The sequence below is a fragment of the Aquabacterium sp. genome (genome assembly GCF_016195855.1).
Lineage (GTDB): Bacteria > Pseudomonadota > Gammaproteobacteria > Burkholderiales > Burkholderiaceae_C > Aquabacterium.
The window spans coordinates 95,293-115,264 of the sequence record NZ_JACPYU010000027.1 but is presented as its reverse complement, the minus strand read 5'-3'; the positions used below and the strand labels follow the sequence as shown (position 1 = coordinate 115,264).

Below are 19,972 nucleotides of genomic sequence, written 5' to 3'. Positions count from 1 at the left end.
AGCTTCTGAGAGTCGCATGGGCAATCTGGCGCAGTGGAAAAACCTTTGATGCAAGCCAGATGGGCGTACAAAACGCTTGCGTCAAAACATAGAACCTCGCTGCGCGGCTGCGCCGCTGCGCTCAAACAAATCGGGCCAGTCAGATGGACGACGCACGCTGCGCGTGCCCACCTCGCCACTGCGCGTCTCGGCGTCACCAAGGCGCCCCGCCGCAGGCCACCTCAGCCTTTTGTCGCCCCGCTTGAGTTCCGCCGCGGTTGTGCGTGCCGCGAAGTGACCGGCTATTGCATCGAAGCTTGAACCGTTCCCATTGCCAGGACATGGGCCTGTGCATGCCACCAGCGAGGTGGAAGAGGGTTGAGCCGGCATCTGGCCGGGCGCCTTGGTGACGCCGAGCACCGCAGCAATGGGTTTGGCGCGCGTTAGCGCGCTTCGTCATCTGGCTTGCCCGATTTGTTTGAGCGCAGCGGCGCAGCCGCGTAGCGAGTTGGAGGGCACCAACCCATTGCGAGGCGCACAGGGCAGTCTCGCGTAGCGAGACCGTCAACATGAAGCCCGGACGGATGCCGGCTCAGCCCCCGCCTCGCGCTCCCACGTAAAAAAGCCAGCAGATCAACCCAAGCTCACCCACCAGCCCGCTGCGCAGACTCATCCGAGATCGGGTCTTCCACCAGCTTGGTCTTGGTGTGCTCGGCCCAGCGTTCCTTGATCTCCAGGATCTGCGGCAGCACCTGCACGAACAACTCGACCAGCTTGGGGTCGAAGTGGCTGCCCGCGTCCTTGTGCAGCACCTCCAGCGCTGCCTCCACCGTCCAGGCCTTCTTGTAGGGCCGCTCGGTGGTGAGCGCATCGAACACATCGGCCACGGCCACGATGCGCGCCTCGATGGGGATGTCCTCGCCCATCAGCCCATTGGGGTAGCCCGTACCGTTCCACTTCTCGTGGTGGCACAGCGCAATCTGGCGCGCCAGTTTGAGCAGCGATGAGCTGTGCTCACCGATGATCTCCGCCCCGATGATGGGATGGCGCTTCATCACGCCCCACTCTTCCGGTGTCAGTGGGCCGGGCTTGAGCAGGATGTGGTCGGGGATGCCGATCTTGCCGATGTCGTGCATGGGTGCTGCGGTCAGCAACTCGTTGGCAGACGCGGCCGTCCAGCCCGCAGCCAGGGCCAGGGTCTTCGAGTAGTGGCTCATGCGGATCACATGCAGGCCCGTCTCGTTGTCCTTGTACTCGGCGGCCAGGCCCAGGCGCTGGATGATCTGCAGGCGGCTTTCGCGCAGCTCGTCGATGCGCACCAGCGAGAGGTGGTTGCGCACGCGGGCCCTGACGATGGGCGGGCTCACCGGCTTGGTGATGTAGTCCACTGCGCCCAACTCGAAGCCGCGCGTCTCGTCGTCCACATCGGACAAGGCCGTCACGAAGATCACGGGGATGTGGGTGGTGGCCGGGTTCTGCTTGATCGCCAGGCAGGTGTCGTGGCCGGTCATGCCGGGCATCATCACGTCCAGCAGGATCAGCTGCGGTTTTTCAGCGGCGGCCAGCTCCAGGGCCTTGTGGCCATCGCGGGCAAACAGCAGGCGGTAGTCGTCCTGCAGGATCTGGCGCAGCACCTGGAGGTTGGTCGGCTCGTCGTCCACCACCAGGATGGTGGGGCGCACTTCGCGGTCAGAATGGGGCATGTTGGCTCTCCATGTGCAGCAGGCCTTCAGCGATGCCGTGGGCGCGTTGGGCGGCGGCGTCGAAGTCAAAGACCTCCACGGCGTCCATCAAGGCGTTCAGCTCGGTGGCATTGGCGTAAGGGGTGCAAGCCTCATGGACTTGCGCCAGCAACTCGTCCAGGCATTCGCCTCGCAGGAAGGCGGCCCTGAGTTGATCAAGCTTGCGGTACAGCGTGGCCAGGTCCATCGTGGGCCCGGGCACGCGGGGGTTGTCTTTGTTCGGTGCGTGCGCGGCCAGGCGGGTGATCTCTTGCGTGGCCGCGTCCAGGCTGCTCAACAGGGCCTGCCATGAGGCAGACAGGTCGGTGCCAGGCTCTTGTCGCACCAGGGCTTCCACCCTGAGCGCGGCCTGCTCGATCTGGACCAGGCCCAGGTTGGCCGCCACGCCCTTGATGCGGTGGGCTTCGCTGAAGGCGGCTTCACCACTGGGCACGGGGCCGGGCCTTTGCCCTGCCAGCCAGTTGGCCTGCTCGCTGGCAAAGCGCTGCAAGGCCTGCAGATAAGGCGGCCAGTCCAGCCACAGCTTGATGCCGCGCTGCAGATCCACGATGGCCGCATTGGCCTGGACGCCCGCGGCGATCGTTGAGCTGGGCTGCACGGGCGTCAAGGCCAGGCCGGTCACGCGGGCCATCTCGGCCATCAGCTCGCCCATCTCGATGGGCTTGGTGGCAAAGCCATCCATGCCCGCTTCGATGGCCGCCTGGCGGTCTTCCTGCAACACGCTGGCAGACAGGGCCAGCACCGGTGTGCGAGGTGCACCCTGCTGTGTCTCGCGCTGTCGCAAGGCGCGGCAGGCGCTCAGGCCATCCATGACGGGCATCTGCACGTCCATCAGGATCAGGTCGAACTCGCCTTGCGCCGCACGGGCCAGCGCCTCTTCGCCATTGCTGGCGGTGACGATGGCGTGGCCCTGCTTGCTCAGCAGCAAGGCGATCAGCTCCAGGTTCTGCTCGACGTCGTCCACGGCCAGCACGCGCATCGGCGGCAGCTTCATGTTGACGGCCGGGTGCGACAGCCCTTGCGCTTGGGTGGCATCACCGTGGGCCAAGGGGATCAGCACATGGAAGATGCTGCCTTGGCCTGCTTCGCTGGTGGCCCAGATGCGGCCGTGCATCAGCTCGGTCAACTGCTTGCTGATCGTGGTGCCCAGGCCCGTGCCGCCAAAGCGTCGGCTCATGGAGGCATCGGCCTGTGTGAAGGCATCGAAGATGTGGGGCAGGCGGTCAGGCGCGATGCCGATGCCCGTGTCCTGCACCATGAAGTGCACGCCTTCGGCCTCGCGTTGTGCACGCACGGTCACGCCACCGGCTTCGGTGAACTTGATGGCATTGCCCACCAGGTTGAGCAGGATCTGGCGCAGGCGATGCGGGTCGCCCTTGACGTGCTCGCCCACGTTGGCGTCCACCTCGCAATGCAGGCTCAGGTGCTTGCGGTTGGCGTGGATGGACTGCTCGGCGCACAGCTGTTGCACCAGGTCGATCAAGGAGAAGTCGATGTGCTCCAGCTCGACCGCACCGTGCTCCAGCTTGGAGGTGTCCAGGATGTCGTTGAGCAGGTGCAGCAGGCTGCGGGCCGACTTGTGCACCGTCTCCAGGCGCTTGCGCTGCTCGGCCTGCAACTCGCCTGACAGCACCACGTCCGTGAAGCCCATGATGGCGTTCATGGGGGTGCGGATCTCGTGGCTCATATTGGCCAGGAAGGTGCTGCGTGCCTGGGCGGCGGCCTCGGCCCTTTCCTTGGCCACGCGCAGGTCTTCTTCCATGTGGCGGCGCTCGGTCATGTCCAGCAGCACGCCGTCGATCCAGTCCACGCTGCCGTCCTTGCTGCGCACCACGCTGCCATTGCCCCACATCCAGCGCTGGCTGCCGTCGCGGTGGCGCAGCTGGAACTCCAGCACGAAGTGGCGGTTCTGGCTCAAGGACTGGCGCACGACGGAGGCGATGCGGGCCACATCTTCCTTGGGCACGAGGTCGGTGAAGCGCACGCTGGCCATGGGGCCCAGGAAGTCCCCGGCCGGAAAGCCGGTGATCTTCTCCACCGCGTCGCTGATGAAGACCATGGGCCAGCCCGGCTCCATGCGACAGCGGTAGGAGATGCCGGGGATGTTGGCGATCAGCGTGCGGAACTGTTCTTCGCTGTCTTGCAGCTCACGCGCCATGCGCATGCGCTCGGTGATGTCCGACACGAAGGCCACGTACAGCTCGGCGCCGGCCATGGGCATGCGGGCCATCACCAACCGGATGGGGATCTGGTGGCCATCGCGGTGCCAGCCCTCGGTGTCGCGTTCTTCGTCGATGAAGCGGCTTGCGTCACGCAGGAAGGCCGGGAAGTCGGTTTCGGCCAGCGCCTTGCGCTTGGGGGGCATCAGCCGGGACACGCTCTGGCCGATGACCTCGCTGGGGGCCCAGCCGTATATGCGTTGGGCGCCCGGGTTGAAGTCTTCGATGATGCCCTGGCTGTCGAACACGATGATGCCGTCCAGTGCGGAGTTCGAGATGGCACGCAGGCGGGCGCCGTTCTTTTCCAGGCGCTCGATGAGCTGGCGGTAGCGCGACAGGCCCGTGGCACCGGCCACCAGCACGGTGGCGATCATGGACACCAGCGTGATCGACAAGGCAATGGCGACCGGGTCTTGCAGCGAGGTGTTGACATGGGTCTGCGGCTTGCCGATGAAGCGCGCAGCGGCCATGCCCGTGAAGTGCATGCCGGAGATGGCCAGGCCCATGACGCTGCCGCTGATGAGCGACTGCACCAGGCGGGACTGCCGGCCCAGTGCGGAATCCTGCACCCCGAAGCGCACCCACAGGGCCAGCACGGCCAGGCTCACGGCCACCACGATGGACAGCGCGAACATGAGCGGGTCGTAACGCAAGGCGACGGCCATCTCCATGGCGGCCATGCCCATGTAGTGCATGGCCCCGATGCCGGCGCCCACGAGGGTGCCGCCCAACCACAACTGGAGGCGGGACACCTGGGCGCGGCTCAACAGATCCAGCGCGACCCAGGACGCCAAGGCGCTGGGCGCGATGGACAACATGGTCAGCTGGGGGTTGTAGGTGACGGTCGTGCACAGCTTGAACGACAGCATGCCGATGAAGTGCATGGCCCAGACCCCGCAACCCAGGGCCAGGGCACCGGCCAACAGTGTCAGGTGGCGCATGCCCTTGGTGGGCATGTCGCCTGCCTGGGACGCCGCCTGCAGCCCCATGGTCGATGAGAACACCGACACGACCAGCGCCAGCGCGACCAGCCAGGGGTCGTAGCTGCCATACAGCAGCAGGCTGGGGTCGGTCTGCCAGGCGAAGAATGAGGAAAAAACAGGCATGGGTGTCCTGCATACAAATTTGGACACCCCACTTTGTCTTATTTCATGGGCTGCTTATCGCCCCATGAGCCGCGGTATTCGTGGCCAATTGCCCAAGTTCAGGCCGCCTGACGTCCGTTCAGGCAGGCCTCCAGGCGGTTGGCGTCCAGCACGATCATCATCGGGCTGTGCGGGCCATGGGCCTGCCCGCGCACGATGCCTTGGGCCGTGGGGTCAAACCGGGCCATGCCATCGGGCAAGGCGTGCTGCGCGCTCTCGGGCACCTTGATGATACCGGCGAGCTCATCGACGATGAGGGCAAAGCGGAAGCCATCCCGGCTGCTGCACACCACCAGCATGCGGTGCGCGCCCTCGGTCTGATCGGCCCCGTGGCCTCGCAATACGCGCAGGTGCACCACCGGCAGCATCTTGCCCTGGTGCAGCAGCAGGCCGGCCAGGTAAGCGGGGGCGCCCGGTATGGCGGTGAGGGGGCGAGGCGCCATGGCCTCTATCACCGAGTCGGCGTCCAGGCCAAGGTGCTGGCCACCACACATGAAGCTGGCCAGGGCGCGGTCTGCGTTGCTCTGGCGTGCGGGCGGTATCACCACGCGCGCCGCGGCGGTGTCGTTGCTGGCTTCGGCCTGTGGTTGGCGAATGGGCAGGAGCAACAAGGCCAGCACGTCGTCGGACTTGCCTGTGCAGGCGCCACGGTACTCGCGGTAGCCCGCGGCCATGCTGATGCCCACGGCGTGGGGCACCCCCTCGATGTGGACCACGTGGTCCAGCGACTGGCCCGCCTGCAAGGTGGCCCACAGCGTGGCCGGCACAGGGCTGGTGTCACCGGCCTTGAAGCACGCGGCCGTGCTGGCCACCACCATCCCGGCTCGCGTCACGAACAGCGCTTGCATGCGCTTGTCTTCGGCATGCAGGGTGTCTTGCAGCATGGCCGCAAACTGGGGCACGCCATCAAAGACGATGGCAATCGTGCCCAGGGCCTTGCCGTTGTCGCCATGCACGGCGGCCGCGTACACATAGGTGTGCCGCCCCTCATACAGCGGCGAAGGCTCGAAGCCCGATTTCACCCAGGCCTGGTGGTCGCTCAGGTGCGTGGCCGAGCGCAGCCAGGGCATGTCCAGCGTGCGGCCCAGCCACGACGGGGCGTCCGCACCAGACATCGCCACCACCTCACCTTGCGTGTCCAGCAGCACCAGCCGCGTGTACACGGTGTAGAGGCTGTTGATGTGCGTCAGCACCTCGCAGGCCTTGCGCTGCGTGGCGGCATCGCGCCTGGCCAGGGCCTCGCGCAGCGAGCCGTCCAGCGACCACCAGCGGCAATCGTTGGCGCGCTCATACAGGTTGCGGTCCATGATGTCGATGGCCAGCGAGGCCCGAAACGTCGCGTCCCGCAGCACCGAGGCCGCCACCGATTCGCCCAGCTCGGCAATGGCTTGCTCGAACACATGGCGAATGCGCTCGCCGGTCAGGCCCACCTGCTGCAGCAGCGCGGCGGCAAAGCGGTTGTTGTTGGCTTCACGGTTGTCGCTCTGGTGCCGTGTGTGCAGCTCCCAGTTCCACACCGAGCGCTCCAGGCCCTTCTGGATCTGCTGGGCCTGCCGGGGAATGGCTTGCAGCGATTCATCAAAGAACGCACTGGCGTCGATGGCCTGCGTGCCCTGGGCATCGCCTGGTTGGCCGGATGCGCACCCACCCAGCTTGGCCATGCACGACAAGGTCGCATCAAAGGCGTTCTCCAGCGGGATCAGGGCGCAGCCCAACCAGCCCGGGCCCATATAGCCCTGGTAGCCGCTGGCATGCGTGATCACGGCCAGATAGAGCCGCCCGGCAAAGCAGACGCACTGGTGGCCGGGCTTGTTCGGGTCCAGCGTCAGGCGGGTGCCCAGCGGGATGCGAAAGGCATCCGAGCTGCCGATCACATCGCCACGCGCATCACACAAGAGCAGCAGCTGAAACGGGTCGCCCTCAATGAGGTGCCCGAAGATGCCCGCCATCTCGTCATCCAGGCGAAACGACAGCGCCAGCGCACCCAGTACCCGTGCACGCTCGTCGCGAATGGGCGCCGCGTACATCAGGCCGCGCCGGCCATCGAGCACGTCCATGTGGTCAAAGGACTCGACAAAGGCTTGTTGGCCGCCCAGGGTCGTGGTCAGGAAAGCATGCTGGCAAGACGTGGCCTGCGTGGTGGTGTCCAGGCGCGCGAGCACACGGCCATCCGTGCCCAGCACGATCACGTCGTCGTACACCGAGTACTTGGCCACATAGGCCTTGAAGCGTGCTGCCAGTATGGCCTGCACCTCATGGGCAGGCAGCCCGGCGCACAAGGTCTGGCGCACGGTGGTGTCGGTGGCCAGGAAGCCGACATCGGCGGTGCGCTCAAAGAGGTTGCGCACCAGGATGTCGATGGCCACCTGCGCCTTGCCCTGCAGCTGCTGCACCACGTTGTCCAGCAGGCGGTGCGCCAGGGTGTTGAGCAACTGACCCGACAAGGACTTGAAGGCCTCACCCGTGGCGGTGATGTCGGCGGCGATGCCGCTCATCTGGCCCAGCAAGGTCAGGTGGTCCCAGTTGTCCTGCAAGCGTTGCAGCGTTTCGCGGTGCCCGTTGACGCTGTCCATCCGGGGCAGAAGGGGTGCCACTTCAGCGTCAAACAACATGCCCTTCACAGAAACCTGGCTCATGCCTTTACTCCTGCGATTAGTTCGTGGGGATGGTCCTTTCGCTATCGGGTCACGTACTTTGTGACTTGAGCTGCGACAAACGTTATTGCTGCAGCGCACCAATGTGTACGCCGTGGCTGTGCAATATCACCGTCAAGGGGTGAACTTGGTGCGCGGCTTGCCAAACTGGTGCGCCTGGCTTCAGCCCAGCATGACCTCGTTGATCCGCGCAGACAGGCGGTCGGCGATCTTGCGGTAGCCATCCAGATTGGGATGGATCTCGTTGAGCCAGTCGTTGCTGTTGCCCACCTCGCCGGGGTTGGCCATGACCAGGGTGTTGCGGGTGTCGACCACATACAGCGCAGGCAGTTGCTTGCCCGGCTTGCCACGCTGGCAGTCCAGCTCCAGCAGGCTGTCGGCCAGTGCATCCATGATGCGGTTGACGATCAACTGCTGCAGTTGCACGTCCATGGTGCTGCCCTTGAACGCCTTGTACAGCCAAGGGCCCAGCAGTTTGAAGGTGCCCACAAAGCGCGCGGGCGCATCGCGCGGCGTAGGGTAATCGTAGGTGTGCACAAAGGCCGGGCGGCCCTTGCTCTGGCTGTTGTCGGCATCGCGCAAGGCAATGATGGCCGCGTAGCCATCCTGAATGGTCTGCAGCAAGTCGGCCAGCTTGGGCTGGTTGATGTAGGTGTCGGGGTTGCGCTTGCTGGGCTTGTAGGCTGACACATCGATCAGGTCCCTGGCCGCGTCGATCACATCGTTGCCGCCACCGCTGAGCAGCAAGGCATCAAACGGGTAGTTGAAGTTGCGCTTGGCCAGAAAGGCCTTGAGGTCCTTGTTGGCGGCCAGGTCCGAGATGTGGGCAATGGTGTCGCCCGGGTAGGCCAGGCTCAGCACCCGCGTCCACTTGGCGAGCCGCAACTCGAACAGCAGGTTGGACGAAGGCACGGCCCCGATGGTGAACCACGAGTCGCCCTCGGCCAGAAAGTGCCAGGCGTAATTGGGGTCCGTGGGCGAAGGCTGCGCGTCGCCCTCCTTCAGGTTGGCCGGGTAGATGATGTCGACGCGCAGGCTGGGCTGGTCGGTGGGCATGAGGGGCTCCCTGTTGCGGATGATGAAATCATCTTAGGCAAACAGGCTGGCCGTGTCGATGGCCCGTCCGGCACTAGGCGCGCCGTGCTTGCTTTGCGTGCAGACGCAACGCAGTCAAGCCAAGCAGACCCAAACCGGTCATGGTCAGGCTGGAGGATTCGGGTACCGGGGCGGGGACACCTATGCGAACCATAGAGTCGGCGGTGTGAGCAACAAGCAAGACGTCAATCACCACGCCAAAACGCTGATTGGGATCATCGAAGTTTGTGAAGGTGCGCGACAAGGTTTGCGTGTTTGTTTGATCGTCCGTACGCGAGGTGAGGCTGGCACCCAGACTGGAAAGCGTTTGACAGCAAAAGTGGCTCCAGTCATAGCCATCTACCAGGAAGTTGATGTCTGCGCCACTGATCACTTTGTAGTTGTACCAGTCCTTGTAGCCGGGAAGTTCGCTCAGGTTGGCTGGCACCGTTACAGTCAGGTGCGCTTCGTATTGAGCGCTGAAGGTGACGGCCGTGTTGGGCGTGAGTGAGAAGTAGCCTGTATGGTAGGCATGGGCATTCACGAACGAGCCGCCCGGTATTTGTCCTCGGATGTTCAAGGTTTCACTGGAGGTGCTGACATCGATGCCCGCCCCGGAAATCGCTGTAACGCCATCAAAGCTGGAGCTTTCTTGAGTCTTGAGCGATCCGCTTCCATAGCGGGGGGTACCGTCGGTGAAATAGCTACTTTGGGTTTCAACCCAGGCCGCAGATTGTGTCGACGCTTCTAGCCAGGTCAATTGCGGTGCGATGTCATCTTCTGGGGTGAGGTCTACCAACTCATATCGGATGTTGGAAACGCTGACCTGGGCCGTGGCCGTCAGTTGGGCAAAGGCCGAAGCGCTCGCTACAAGCAAGGTTCCCAGCACCAATGTGCGCAGCGTCATGTCCATCCCCAACTTCATGATGACTGCCGGATCTTATTGACTAACCGCAGCCGTGTGTGCCTAGTTTGGCCCCGAGTTTCAGGGGTTGCCCCCCCTGGGCCACAGCACCCACAACGCCAGCTGCTGCTTGGTGCGCCCGGCCTGCGCCAGGGCTTCGTCGCCCCAGCCCCAGAAGAAGTCCGCGCGCACGGCACCCAGGATGGCGCCGCCCGTGTCCTGCGCCATCACCAGGCGCTGCAAGGGCTGCGCAGGCGGTGGCAGGGGGGCCCAGGCTTGCGGCTGGGTGCTGTCCAGCCATACTGGTGTGCCCAGGGGGATGCTGTCACGGTCCACCGCCACGGAGCGGCCCGGGGTCAGGGGCACGCCCTGCGCGCCCAGCGGGCCGGCTTCGGGGTCGGCCAGGGGCTCTTCCTTGAAGAAGACGACACGGGGGTTGGCGCGCATCATCTCGGGCACGCGGGCCGGGTTGAGCGTGGCCCAGTTGCGGATGGCGGGCCACGAGGCCTGCTCTAGCGTGAAGGCGCCCTGGTCTACCAGCCAGCGCGCCACCGATTGGTAGGGCTGGTCGTTGTGGCCGGCAAAGGCCAGGCGCACCACGCGGGGTTGGCCGCGTGCATCCAGCTCGTCTTGCAGGCGGATGCGGCCCGAGCCCTGCACCTGGATCAGCAGCACGTCCAGCGGGTCGGCCAGGTAGACCAGCTCGCGCCCGGCCACGGCGGCCTTGCCATCGGGCGAGGTCTCCAGCTCGTTGCGGCTGAAGTAGGGCTTGCGCTGGCCCAGGTCCTGCGGGGCGCGGTGCAGCGGGTACTGAAAGCGCGCATCAGGTTGGCGGCGCCCCTCCAGCAGGGGCTCGAAGTAGCCGGTCATCAAACCGGTGTTGGCGCCGTCCAGCGTGGTCACGCGCCAGGGCTTGAGCTGGCTTTGCACCCATTGGCGCACAAAGCCGTCGTCCACTTCCTGGCCCCAGTTGGCGCCCAGCTTCTTCACATCGGCGCACACCGTGGCCCAGCCCGCGGCGGGCTTGACGCAGCTCTTCCACAAGGCGGGCCACCATTCGCTGACACGGTCGTCGCTCCAGCCGGGTAGTTCGCTCCATTGCGCGGGCATCCAGTGGGCCTTGGGGCGCAGCAGGCCGCCGCTGCCATCGGGTTGGGGCGTGGTGCTGCCGGGGGCGGGCAGGCGCGCCGCGCTCACAATGGGGGCGCCGCTGCGTTGGGTCTGAACCCAGGGCAACATGCCGCAGGCACTCAGGCTGCCTACAATGAAACCGGTGATCAGGACGCGCGTGGTGCGTGCCGCCAGATCGACACGCCAATTCGGAAACGGACAAAAACTCATGTGGCTGATTGTGCTGGAAGCGGTGGGCGCCTTGGCCGTCCTCCTGTTTGTGGTGTGGTGGACGATGTTTTCAGGGCGCCGTGGCGGCGAGCTGCCGCCCGACCATCAGGATGCAGATCGGGGCGGCAACAAGAAGCTCAAGGGTTGACGGCGCACACGGCGCCAGATGGCCGCGCGCAAGCGGGCGCGGTCTTTCACACGCACGCTGCGTGAACGCAAGGCCACCAACAGGGCCAGCCCGAAGCTGACACCCACGTTGAGCAGGCCGGTTACCGGCAGGGCGGCGGCGCACCACCAGAACACCGGGTCATGCAAGGCCGTGGGCCCCAGCGTGCCCAGCGCCGCCATCAACTGGCCGGTGGACAAGGTCACGTGGCGCACATCCAGCGGCAGCGCCATGAAGCCGGCGATCACCGGCACCAGGCCCAGCAAGAAGCCCAGCGACACATTGGCCGCCAGCCCCGAGATGTTGGCGCGCCACCAGGTGGCCCAGCGCGCTGCACGCGCCACACCCAGCCAGGCGCGGATGTGCGGGTTCCAGCGCAGCGCACTGTCCAGCTTGTGCAGCACGAACCAGTTCTCCACCCAGCCCGCGATCAGGCTGGACACGAACAGCAGCACCCCCGTGAAAGCGGCGTACCAGACGGTGGGCCCCAGCAGCGTCAAGGTCTCCAGCACGTGGTGCGCCGAGTGCTCGCCAATCAAGGGCTTGCCCAAGGCGAACCAGGCCAGGCCCTGCATCAACAGCACCAGCGGCGCCACCACCGCGAGGTTGCCCACGATGCCCGCCGTCTGCGATCGGATCAGGTGGGCTACTTCGTCCACGAAAGACTCGATGGCCGCGTCATCCCGCGTGTTGGCCAGCTTGGCGGCCATGGCCGGAGCCGTCATGGCGGGTTGCTTGGTGGCCACCGTCAGGTGCAGCCATTGCACGATCACGAAGCTGATCGCGTAGTTCACGCCCGCGCCCATGCCCGCCCAGAAAGGCGACAGGCCGATGGACAACACCACGAACTTCATGAAGGTGGTGCCCGCCAGCACGGCGCCCCCGCCACCCGCGCGCTTGAGCATGTCCACATACTCGGCGGTGCTGCGGGTGATGTAGTGCTCGCCGGTTTCGGCACTGCGCTCGGCCACCTTGCGAGCCAGCAAGGCGTAATGCTGCGTGAACAGCGCCCGCACGCTGCGCCGGCGTTGGCCGGTTTGCACCAGGTCCACCACCAGCTGGCGCAGGCCCGGTGCGGGCTGCTCGGCCAGCACCACGTCCAGCAACTGCGCGATGCGCTCGCAACGCTCACACAACTGGTCGATCTGGAAGACAAGGTCTACCGAGATGCCCTGCACCTCCAGGTGGCCATGCAGGCCGCGTGCGGCCTCGGCGCAATGGTCCAGCAACACGCGCAGGTACTGGGCCTCGTGCAACAAGGCCGCGGGCCAGGGCACCCCTGTGGTCCCACCATGTGCATGCGCCAGCGCCAGCTCATGCAGGCGCTCGATCACCCGCGCCAATTGGCGGAAGGCCTGGCGTGCGCTGCCATCGGTCGAGGCGGTTTCAGCGGGCGCTTCAATGGCCATGTCGCCTGCATCAAAGTCCATGTCCACCCGCGTGCCCACGCGTGAGCGGAAGGCCGGCGAGAAGCCCGCTGCGCGCACCTGGGTGGCCAGGTACAGCATGGCGTCATAAAAGGGCTCGCGCCAGCCCAGGGCCGAGTGATCGGTGTGCGCGCCATTGCCCGGTGCCTGCAAAGCCAGGGCCTCGGCCCACAAGCCTGCCAGGCCTTCCAGCGTGGCATCATCCAGCGCCAGCAACCAGGCCGCGTCATCGGCATCGTCAAACAGCAGGTTGAACAGCGCAGCCAGATCGGCCGTGTCGGGGCTCAAAGGCAAGGCCCGGCGGCGCAGGCGCTCACCGAACTCATTCAAGAAAGACGAGCGCGGCGCAAAGCCAAAGTCAGCCAGCAGCGCGGCCACGTCCATGTCACGCCAGAAGGCGGCGAGCAAGCCCACCACCTTGGCCCGCCGTGCGGCATCTTGCTGCAACAGGCGCACCACGTTTTGCGTGCCGCTCACCGGCTCGCCGCGCCGTATCCAGTCCAGCAGGCGGATCAGCCAGATGTGCCGCTCCACCAGCGGGGCGGCCGCATCGGCCTGGTCCAACAGCTCGCTCAACTCGAAACCATTACCGGGCCGGGGCCACCAGGTCTGTCGCTTGAGCGGATGAAAGCGTCTTGAAATCAATGGCATCAATGCAGGGACTGCGACCTCGCCAGTGTGAAGGCGGGGATTGGCGCCTCAAACCAATGGGCGTCTTCAGTCATGCAGAAGTAAGTGCCTTGCATGATGCCATGCGGGGTGTCCAGCCGCGTCCAGGAGGTGTATTCAAACCTTTCACCCGGTTTCAACAAGGGCTGGTTGCCCACGGCACCCAGGCCGCGCACCTCCTCGGTTTTGCCCATGGCATCGGTGATCACCCAATGCCGGCCGATCAACTGCGCGGGCACGGTGCCCGAGTTGACGATGGTGACGGTATACGCAAACACATATTCGTGCCGCGCGGGGTTGCTCTGGTCTTCCAGGTACTGCGGCGCAACGGCGCACGTGAATTGGGCTTGGCTCATCCGGCCCATTCTAGGCAAATGGCGCCAGATAGCCCGTTACATACCCCAGCAAGTCATGGGGATGTCACCACTTGGCGGCACCATGCGCTGTCCTGTTTACTTGCTGTTGTTGTTGGGAGGCTTTGCATGATGGATCGTCGTCGTTTCTTGTCGGCACTGGGTGCCATGGGTGGTGGCTTGTTGGTGACCTGGCAAGCCCAGGCCACTGACTGGGTCAACCTGGGCAGCGCCCCGCTGGACACCTCCGGCATGCGCACCGACTCGGCCCGTGTGTTTGACCTGTCCGTGTCATCGGCCGACCCCAGCCTCACCGGCGTGATCCTGTGGACGCACATCAACCCCGATGCCATCAAACCCAACGAGCCGCTTTACCTGCAAGTGGCCCTGGATGCCAACTTCCAGACCATGCTGATGCAGGCCCAGATCGCGCCGCAAGACATCAGCCCCGAGCGTGACCACACCATCAAGATCGACCTCGATGGGCAATTACCCGCCACCAAGGCAGGGGGGCCTTACTTCTACCGCTTCATTTACGACCGCACGCTCAGCCGCACCGGCCGCTGCCGCACGCTGTCATCAGCGGGCAGTGCGCTCAAGCACCTCAAGTTCGGCCTGCTGACCTGCCAGGACTACACCAACGGCTACTACGGTGCCTTGAGCCACGTGGCCAAGGACGACAGCCTGGACTTCGTGCTGCACCTGGGTGACTTCATCTACGAATCGGCCGGCGACCCACGCTTCCAAAGCCTGCCTTTTGCCGACCGCATGCTGGTGCTGCCCTCAGGCGGCATCGTGGCCATGGACCTGGCCGACTACCGCACCATCTACCGCAAGTACCGCAGCGACCCCATGCTGCAAGCCGCGATGGAGCGCCACACCTTCATCTGCGTGCCAGACGACCACGAAACCGCCAACGACAGCTATTGGGACTACGCCCGCGACACCCTGGGCGCGCCTGACCACCCCTACACCACCGACCCGCAATACGGCAACAGCCCGGCCTTGCTCAAGCAGCTCAAGCTGGACTCGCAACGCGCCTGGACCGAATACGTGCCCGCCCGCGTGAGCTACAACCCCCTGGCCACGCACCCGCACGAGGCCTTGAAGGTGTACCGCCAGTTTGCGTTTGGCAGCTTCCTCGACATGTTCATGATCGAGAACCGCACCTACCGCAGCCCCCACCCCTGCGGCGAGAAAGACGCCCTGGGCCGCTACGTGCCCATTGGCTGCACCAAGTACAACAGCCCCGAGCAGACCTTGCTGGGCGCGACACAGCACAACTGGCTGGTGGAAGGCCTGACCCAATCGAAGGCCACCTGGAAGCTCATGGGCAACCAGACCTTCTTTGGCCGCCTGGCCGTGACCTTCCTGGGCGCCGAGCTGGCCCCGCTGGACGTGGACGCCTGGGACGGCTTCAACGCCGAACGCCGCGCCCTGACCGGCGCCCTGCGCGAGGCCAAGGTGCGCAACTACCTGGTGGTGACCGGCGACCTGCATACCTTCATGGCCAGCAACACCAAGCACGACTACGGCAACCTCAACCCGCTGGACTTTGACAATTTCGTGGGCGCCGAATTCATGACCCCCTCGGTGACCTCGGCCAACCTGGGCGAAATGATCGGCAGCAAACTCACCGCCGAACAACGCACCCTGCTGATGCAAGGCCTGGCCGCCCCGGCCGTGCGCCTCAATAACCCGCATATTCAATACTTCAACAGCAACCAGCAGGGTTACTCCACCCTGGAGCTGACGGACAGTTATGCCGAATGGGTGGCCTACGCCGTGGACAAGAGCGTGAACGACCCGGCAGTGGCGCGTAAATGCGTGGCAAGGCAGCGCAAGTACATGTCGCTGCCTTGGTTGATGGCGCAGAGTACGGGTGGGTATTGATTGAGAACAAGGAATAGAGGACGCGGCGAATAAATTCGTTGCGAGGAGGCAAAGGGCCGGGTTGATCCCCGGCCTTTTTAGTTTTTATTAAGGATTTGGTGGCGTGGTGGTGCGTATGCTTGTGCGTTTATTGGTCTGCGATTGGGCGGCGCGACAGGATGCGCGAGAAACTTTTGTGCCTAAATCGGCATTCGCGAAATTTGCGTTCTCTAAATCGCAGTTGGGCAGTTGGAAACAAGCGCCATCCACTCAACTCACCTATTCTTAGAAACCATGCAAATCATCACTGCACTCAAAGATCTGGGTTTCAATTTCTGGCAGGTGGTTGTTCTGTTTGTCGTTCTTCTATTCAGAAATGAAATAAGACAAGTGCTGGATCGCCTAAAGTCACTCAAACTTGCTGGTAGCGAGCTAGCGCTTCAAGATACGGATGTTGGCCTTGTTCGGGAACTAAAGAAAATTGAGACCGAAGCGTCCGAATCAAAAGTAACAGTCGAAGAACTGCGGGATGAACTTAGTTCAGTGTTAAGGCGTCGCTGCATTGCTGCGCTTCTACAAATCCGAACGCTGACATCAGTGCTTTGGCCACATCTTAAGAATCTTGCCGACGGACAGACTGCGCTGATTGTCGATATTCGAAATAGTACCTACAAAGAGATTGAGCAAAGCGTCCGATTGCTGAGTGCGGCAGGAATGTTTGATTTCTCACTCTTGCCTGCGAGAGAGCAAGATGGACTGCAAAAGATGCGGCTATTCGACATTCATCCGCTGTTTAAATCTCTAGTTAAAGAAGCTGAGTCTTACTAATGAGGCCTGAATTGACGAACCTGCCAAGCCCCGCTTCCACTCCGCGCCACAGCCTAACTGGTCGTTCAATACGGACGCCGATGCTCCGCGTGGCCTCTGGTTAACTAGGCGTTAGGCTTCGCAAAAGACCCGCTGCCACCAATTGAACACAATTCTTATGACATCACTTACGCCCTCCTACAGCCTCTCCGATGTATTCAACGAGAGCGATCTGCCTGTACTCACCTTTGTGCGGCCGAGTGAGTTCGATGACATGGTTGGTTCGCTTGTTACAGCGGGAAAGCACGTCACACTGAGCGGGCCATCTGGCTGCGGTAAGACAACTCTCGCCAAGAAGGCGCTGGAAGAAGCGCAGTTTGGTCCTGGAAACAGCGTTTGGATTTCGGGGAGAGACCACACTGCCGCCTTGACAGTTGGTGATCTTTTCTCCAAGGCACTCTCATGCACCAACTCTGAAGACGAAGTCGTGGCGCTCTTGGCCGCGGCCGGGATCGTAATTCTTGATGACTTTCACCACTTGCAAGAGTCGCTACGAAAGGATATTGGTTACAAGCTCAAGCGCTGGAATGAGTTGGGTCTAAGGTTCTTCATCATCGGTATCGCAAGCTCGAACAAGAAGATGTTGGACATTGACCCAGAGTTAGGGATTCGCAATGACGTCTACGAAATCAAACGGCAATCCGATAAGTTCTTGACAGACATCGTTGAATTGGGGGAGAAGCACCTTAACGTGAAATTTTCTCCGGACGCCAAATCGGACTACATCAAAGCAGCCTCAGGCATACCATCAGCAATTCAAGTCATTTCTCGTGTTGCCTGCATTCGGAGCCAGATTCTAAAAACGCACCCTGAATCAACCCCAAAAGAGATCAGCCTGGGCATGGACGCAGTCCGAGATGGAGTGCTTAGAATATATCGCGGCAAATACCATAACCGTCTTATCGGGCTCTGTAAGGGAAAGCAGCAAGCGAAGTCCGTTCACAACACATACTTCGACATAATCAAGATCATTAGCCTCATCGGAAAGAGCGAAGTCCAGTTCCAAGAGATACAGCAGCGCCTGCTGATGGGACTAGATGACGCGAAGGACCGAGCAAAAAAGACCACCTCATTTCACAACTGCCTTAAGTATCTTCCGTCAGTAATCGAGGAGCGTGGACTTGATGACGCAATCTATCTAAACAAAGACTCCGACAGCATAACTATTGAGGACCCTTCGTTTGGTCTATACCTGACACTCGCCAATCTGGAAGAAATTGGTCAATCTATTCGCTTACGCCGCTCTGGTTACCCTTGGGATGTCGCTGTGTCCTTTGCCGGCGAGGATCGTGAACTTGTGGAGAAGTTGAAGAGTATCTTAAATGAATCAGGGTACACCGTCTTTTACGACTTCGATGTCCAGCATCAACTTTGGGGCATCGACCTTCGAGCGAAACTGGCCGACGTATATGCAAACGACGCCCAGTACATGCTTATCTTCTTGTCAAAACACTATCCGGAAAAAGATTGGACGAATTTCGAGTTCGAAATTGGTAAGGATGCGCGCTCAAAGAGGACTTCTACCTATCTCTTGCCGGTTCTGATCGACGATGTGGCAGTCGTCGGACTGTCAAGCAACGTGGGGCACATAGATCTTAGACGGTGCAGTGTTGAACAACTTGCCGCGAGTCTGATCGACAAAATCGAGCAAGGCTGAATCCCACGCAGCGCAGTATTCCTTCAATCGGAAACTACAACAACGTGCCTTCGTGCAGCGGCCTAATTGGGTAGGGCAAGCCGATACCCACAAGTTTCACTTGTGGGTTCCCTTCGTGCTTCGCACTCCGGTGCGACTTACCTCGGGCGTTAGGCGCTCAATGCCAATGAGAAAAGATGCCAAAACCAACCTTGACTCTAAGGCCCTTAAGGCTTATGGGTGCAGTATGACCATCTTTCTACCAACGACCTAATGGCAATACCATCTGCATTTCTCCATTCAGCATTGCTTGGGCACAACTATTTACCTGCTCAACGTAGGCTCAGAGAAGAGCTTCCACCTATCTTCGACTCAACGTCGCTGACGCCGGCAGTCGCAGCAGCGCTTCTTCCAATGAAGCCTAGGGCGCGTGGCTTTGATATCGTGGAATACAAAGCCACCAAGTTCAATTCGGTATCCCGCTCCTACAGCATTCCCCATCCAATCGCATACGCTCAGCTAGCAAAATGCATTGTGGACAACTGGAATGTGATCGAACCTTTTCAAAACTCCCACGTGAGCATGATTCACCCGAGGCACCATAAAGATGGTCGAATCATCATCATGGACTATGAAAGATTCGCCGCGCGAGCATCTCGAGTGCGTCAACTCGCGTTCAACAAGAGATATGCGGTACGAACTGATATCACGTCTTGCTTCGGAAGCATCTACACACACGCAATTCCATGGGCTGCGGTTGGAGTGGCCGCAGCTAAGGCGAGCACGAAAGGCGGTTGGTTCAACGCGCTGGATGCTCACACCCGAAGGTGCACGCGCGACGAAACCCAAGGCATCCCGATTGGGCCCGGAACATCGAACATCATCGCCGAAATTATTCTCTCAGTCGTCGACCGAAAGCTCGCGCCGGAGTTTAAATTCATGCGTGGAAGCGCGACAAATGGAATGTCTCGATTCATTGACGACTATTCATTTTACTGCGACTCCTTTGATGAAGCTGAACGCTTCATCAGGCGTCTAGACGAAGAATTGGGCGTCTTCAAGATGCGCTTGAACGCCCGAAAGACGTCCATCATTACACCAGTCACGCCCTTTGGCGATAGATGGGCATCAGAACTCGCACTCAGACTACCAGCTGGCGTGCCATTGGATCCTTACCGATGCACCAATTACCTTGAGTTTGCATCATCTCTGGCAAGCCAATTCCCAGATGGAAGCGTTCTCAAATACGCCGCAAGCGCTTTGGTAAGAAGTCCCCTAACGTCATTTGCACAGGTCGCCACCCTGGATTATTTACTTGTACTCTCGACCACAAATCCAGTCCTCCTCCCCTTGTTGGAGAGTCTCTTCGACAACACCAAATTCGCAGGAGGCGTTCGCTTTCCTTCAAGAGTTTTGGACATACTAAGAGACAGTGCTGCACGCCATCGTTCAGATGCAATGGCATGGACACTGTACTACGCACAAAAGTACAACATTGCGATTCCTGATGACGTCGCTGATGAGGTAGTCTGCACTAATGACTGCATAGCGATTCTTTGCCTTTTTTTGACCGGGCAACATCTTCCAAAAGTAGTCGATTGGACTACGACGCTAGATAAGGGTGATGCGTACGCACTGGATAGATATTGGATCGTTTTATATCAATTGCATTTAAGCGGACATATTGGAAATGATTTCTGCTCAGTCCCCCAAGCGTTTACCGAGTTGAAGGCATCTAACGTAAGTTTTGTTGTTTAAACCACGCCATCCTTCGCAACGCCCAGTACAAGGTCCATGGCGGCGCCTTTTTCATGGGCCTTGTTGGTCCCTCTACTCGCAGTGCTCCTTCCGGTGTCGCTTATCTTGGGCGTTGGCTTTTCTCGAGTACAAGCCTTCACCATCCGCCGCCCCTTATCAAACAGTT

General features: G+C 61.7%; 13 protein-coding genes. 5 read left to right on the top strand and 8 right to left on the bottom strand.

What is annotated here, in order from left to right; translation table 11 throughout:
- Positions 1–623: 623 nt before the first annotated feature.
- From HY019_RS21155 to HY019_RS21130, 6 genes are all read right to left on the bottom strand, one after another.
- The gene (locus tag HY019_RS21155; RefSeq protein WP_290695942.1) at positions 624–1,682 is read right to left on the bottom strand and encodes a two-component system response regulator; all 1,059 of its coding nucleotides are present in this window, start codon (positions 1,680–1,682) and stop codon (positions 624–626) included.
- A complete protein-coding gene (locus tag HY019_RS21150) occupies positions 1,669–5,046 on the bottom strand; it encodes an MHYT domain-containing protein (protein ID WP_290695940.1) in 3,378 nt (1,125 codons plus the stop codon). The genes HY019_RS21155 and HY019_RS21150 overlap by 14 nt, the downstream gene beginning before the upstream one ends.
- Positions 5,047–5,144: 98 nt before the next feature.
- Positions 5,145–7,721, bottom strand: a complete 2,577-nt coding sequence (locus tag HY019_RS21145; RefSeq protein ID WP_290695938.1) for a chemotaxis protein CheW — start codon at positions 7,719–7,721, stop codon at positions 5,145–5,147.
- A 180-nt stretch (positions 7,722–7,901) separates the two neighbouring features.
- Positions 7,902–8,795, bottom strand: a complete 894-nt coding sequence (locus HY019_RS21140) for a hypothetical protein (RefSeq protein WP_290695937.1) — start codon at positions 8,793–8,795, stop codon at positions 7,902–7,904.
- 73 nt (positions 8,796–8,868) lie between these two features.
- Positions 8,869–9,726 carry a hypothetical protein gene (locus HY019_RS21135; RefSeq protein ID WP_290695935.1) on the bottom strand — a complete coding sequence of 286 codons (858 nt, stop codon included), beginning with the start codon at positions 9,724–9,726 and terminating at the stop codon, positions 8,869–8,871.
- Positions 9,727–9,798: 72 nt separating this feature from the next.
- Positions 9,799–10,956 (bottom strand): MltA domain-containing protein, encoded by a 1,158-nt coding sequence (locus HY019_RS21130; RefSeq protein WP_290695934.1) that lies wholly within the window; start codon positions 10,954–10,956, stop codon positions 9,799–9,801.
- A 25-nt stretch (positions 10,957–10,981) separates the two neighbouring features.
- Between HY019_RS21130 and HY019_RS21125 the strand changes: the two genes are divergently transcribed.
- Positions 10,982–11,206, top strand: coding sequence for a hypothetical protein (locus tag HY019_RS21125; protein WP_290695944.1), 225 nt, complete (start codon positions 10,982–10,984; stop codon positions 11,204–11,206).
- On the opposite strand, the gene HY019_RS21120 is transcribed toward HY019_RS21125, so the two are convergent.
- Positions 11,164–13,227 carry a site-specific recombinase gene (locus HY019_RS21120; protein ID WP_290695933.1) on the bottom strand — a complete coding sequence of 688 codons (2,064 nt, stop codon included), beginning with the start codon at positions 13,225–13,227 and terminating at the stop codon, positions 11,164–11,166. The genes HY019_RS21125 and HY019_RS21120 overlap by 43 nt on opposite strands.
- Positions 13,228–13,301: 74 nt before the next feature.
- The gene (gene apaG / locus HY019_RS21115) at positions 13,302–13,676 is read right to left on the bottom strand and encodes a Co2+/Mg2+ efflux protein ApaG (protein ID WP_290695931.1); all 375 of its coding nucleotides are present in this window, start codon (positions 13,674–13,676) and stop codon (positions 13,302–13,304) included.
- Positions 13,677–13,802: 126 nt separating this feature from the next.
- On the opposite strand from apaG, the gene HY019_RS21110 reads away from it, so the two are divergent.
- From HY019_RS21110 to drt4, 4 genes are all read left to right on the top strand, one after another.
- A complete protein-coding gene (locus tag HY019_RS21110; RefSeq protein WP_290695930.1) occupies positions 13,803–15,566 on the top strand; it encodes an alkaline phosphatase D family protein in 1,764 nt (587 codons plus the stop codon).
- Positions 15,567–15,839: 273 nt separating this feature from the next.
- Positions 15,840–16,373, top strand: coding sequence for a hypothetical protein (locus tag HY019_RS21105; RefSeq protein WP_290695928.1), 534 nt, complete (start codon positions 15,840–15,842; stop codon positions 16,371–16,373).
- A 157-nt stretch (positions 16,374–16,530) separates the two neighbouring features.
- Positions 16,531–18,069 carry a TIR domain-containing protein gene (locus HY019_RS21100; protein ID WP_290695927.1) on the top strand — a complete coding sequence of 513 codons (1,539 nt, stop codon included), beginning with the start codon at positions 16,531–16,533 and terminating at the stop codon, positions 18,067–18,069.
- A gap of 219 nt (positions 18,070–18,288) precedes the next feature.
- Positions 18,289–19,806: an antiviral reverse transcriptase Drt4 gene (gene drt4, locus HY019_RS21095; RefSeq protein ID WP_290695926.1), complete on the top strand. Its 1,518-nt coding sequence runs from the start codon at positions 18,289–18,291 to the stop codon at positions 19,804–19,806.
- Positions 19,807–19,972: the final 166 nt, after the last annotated feature.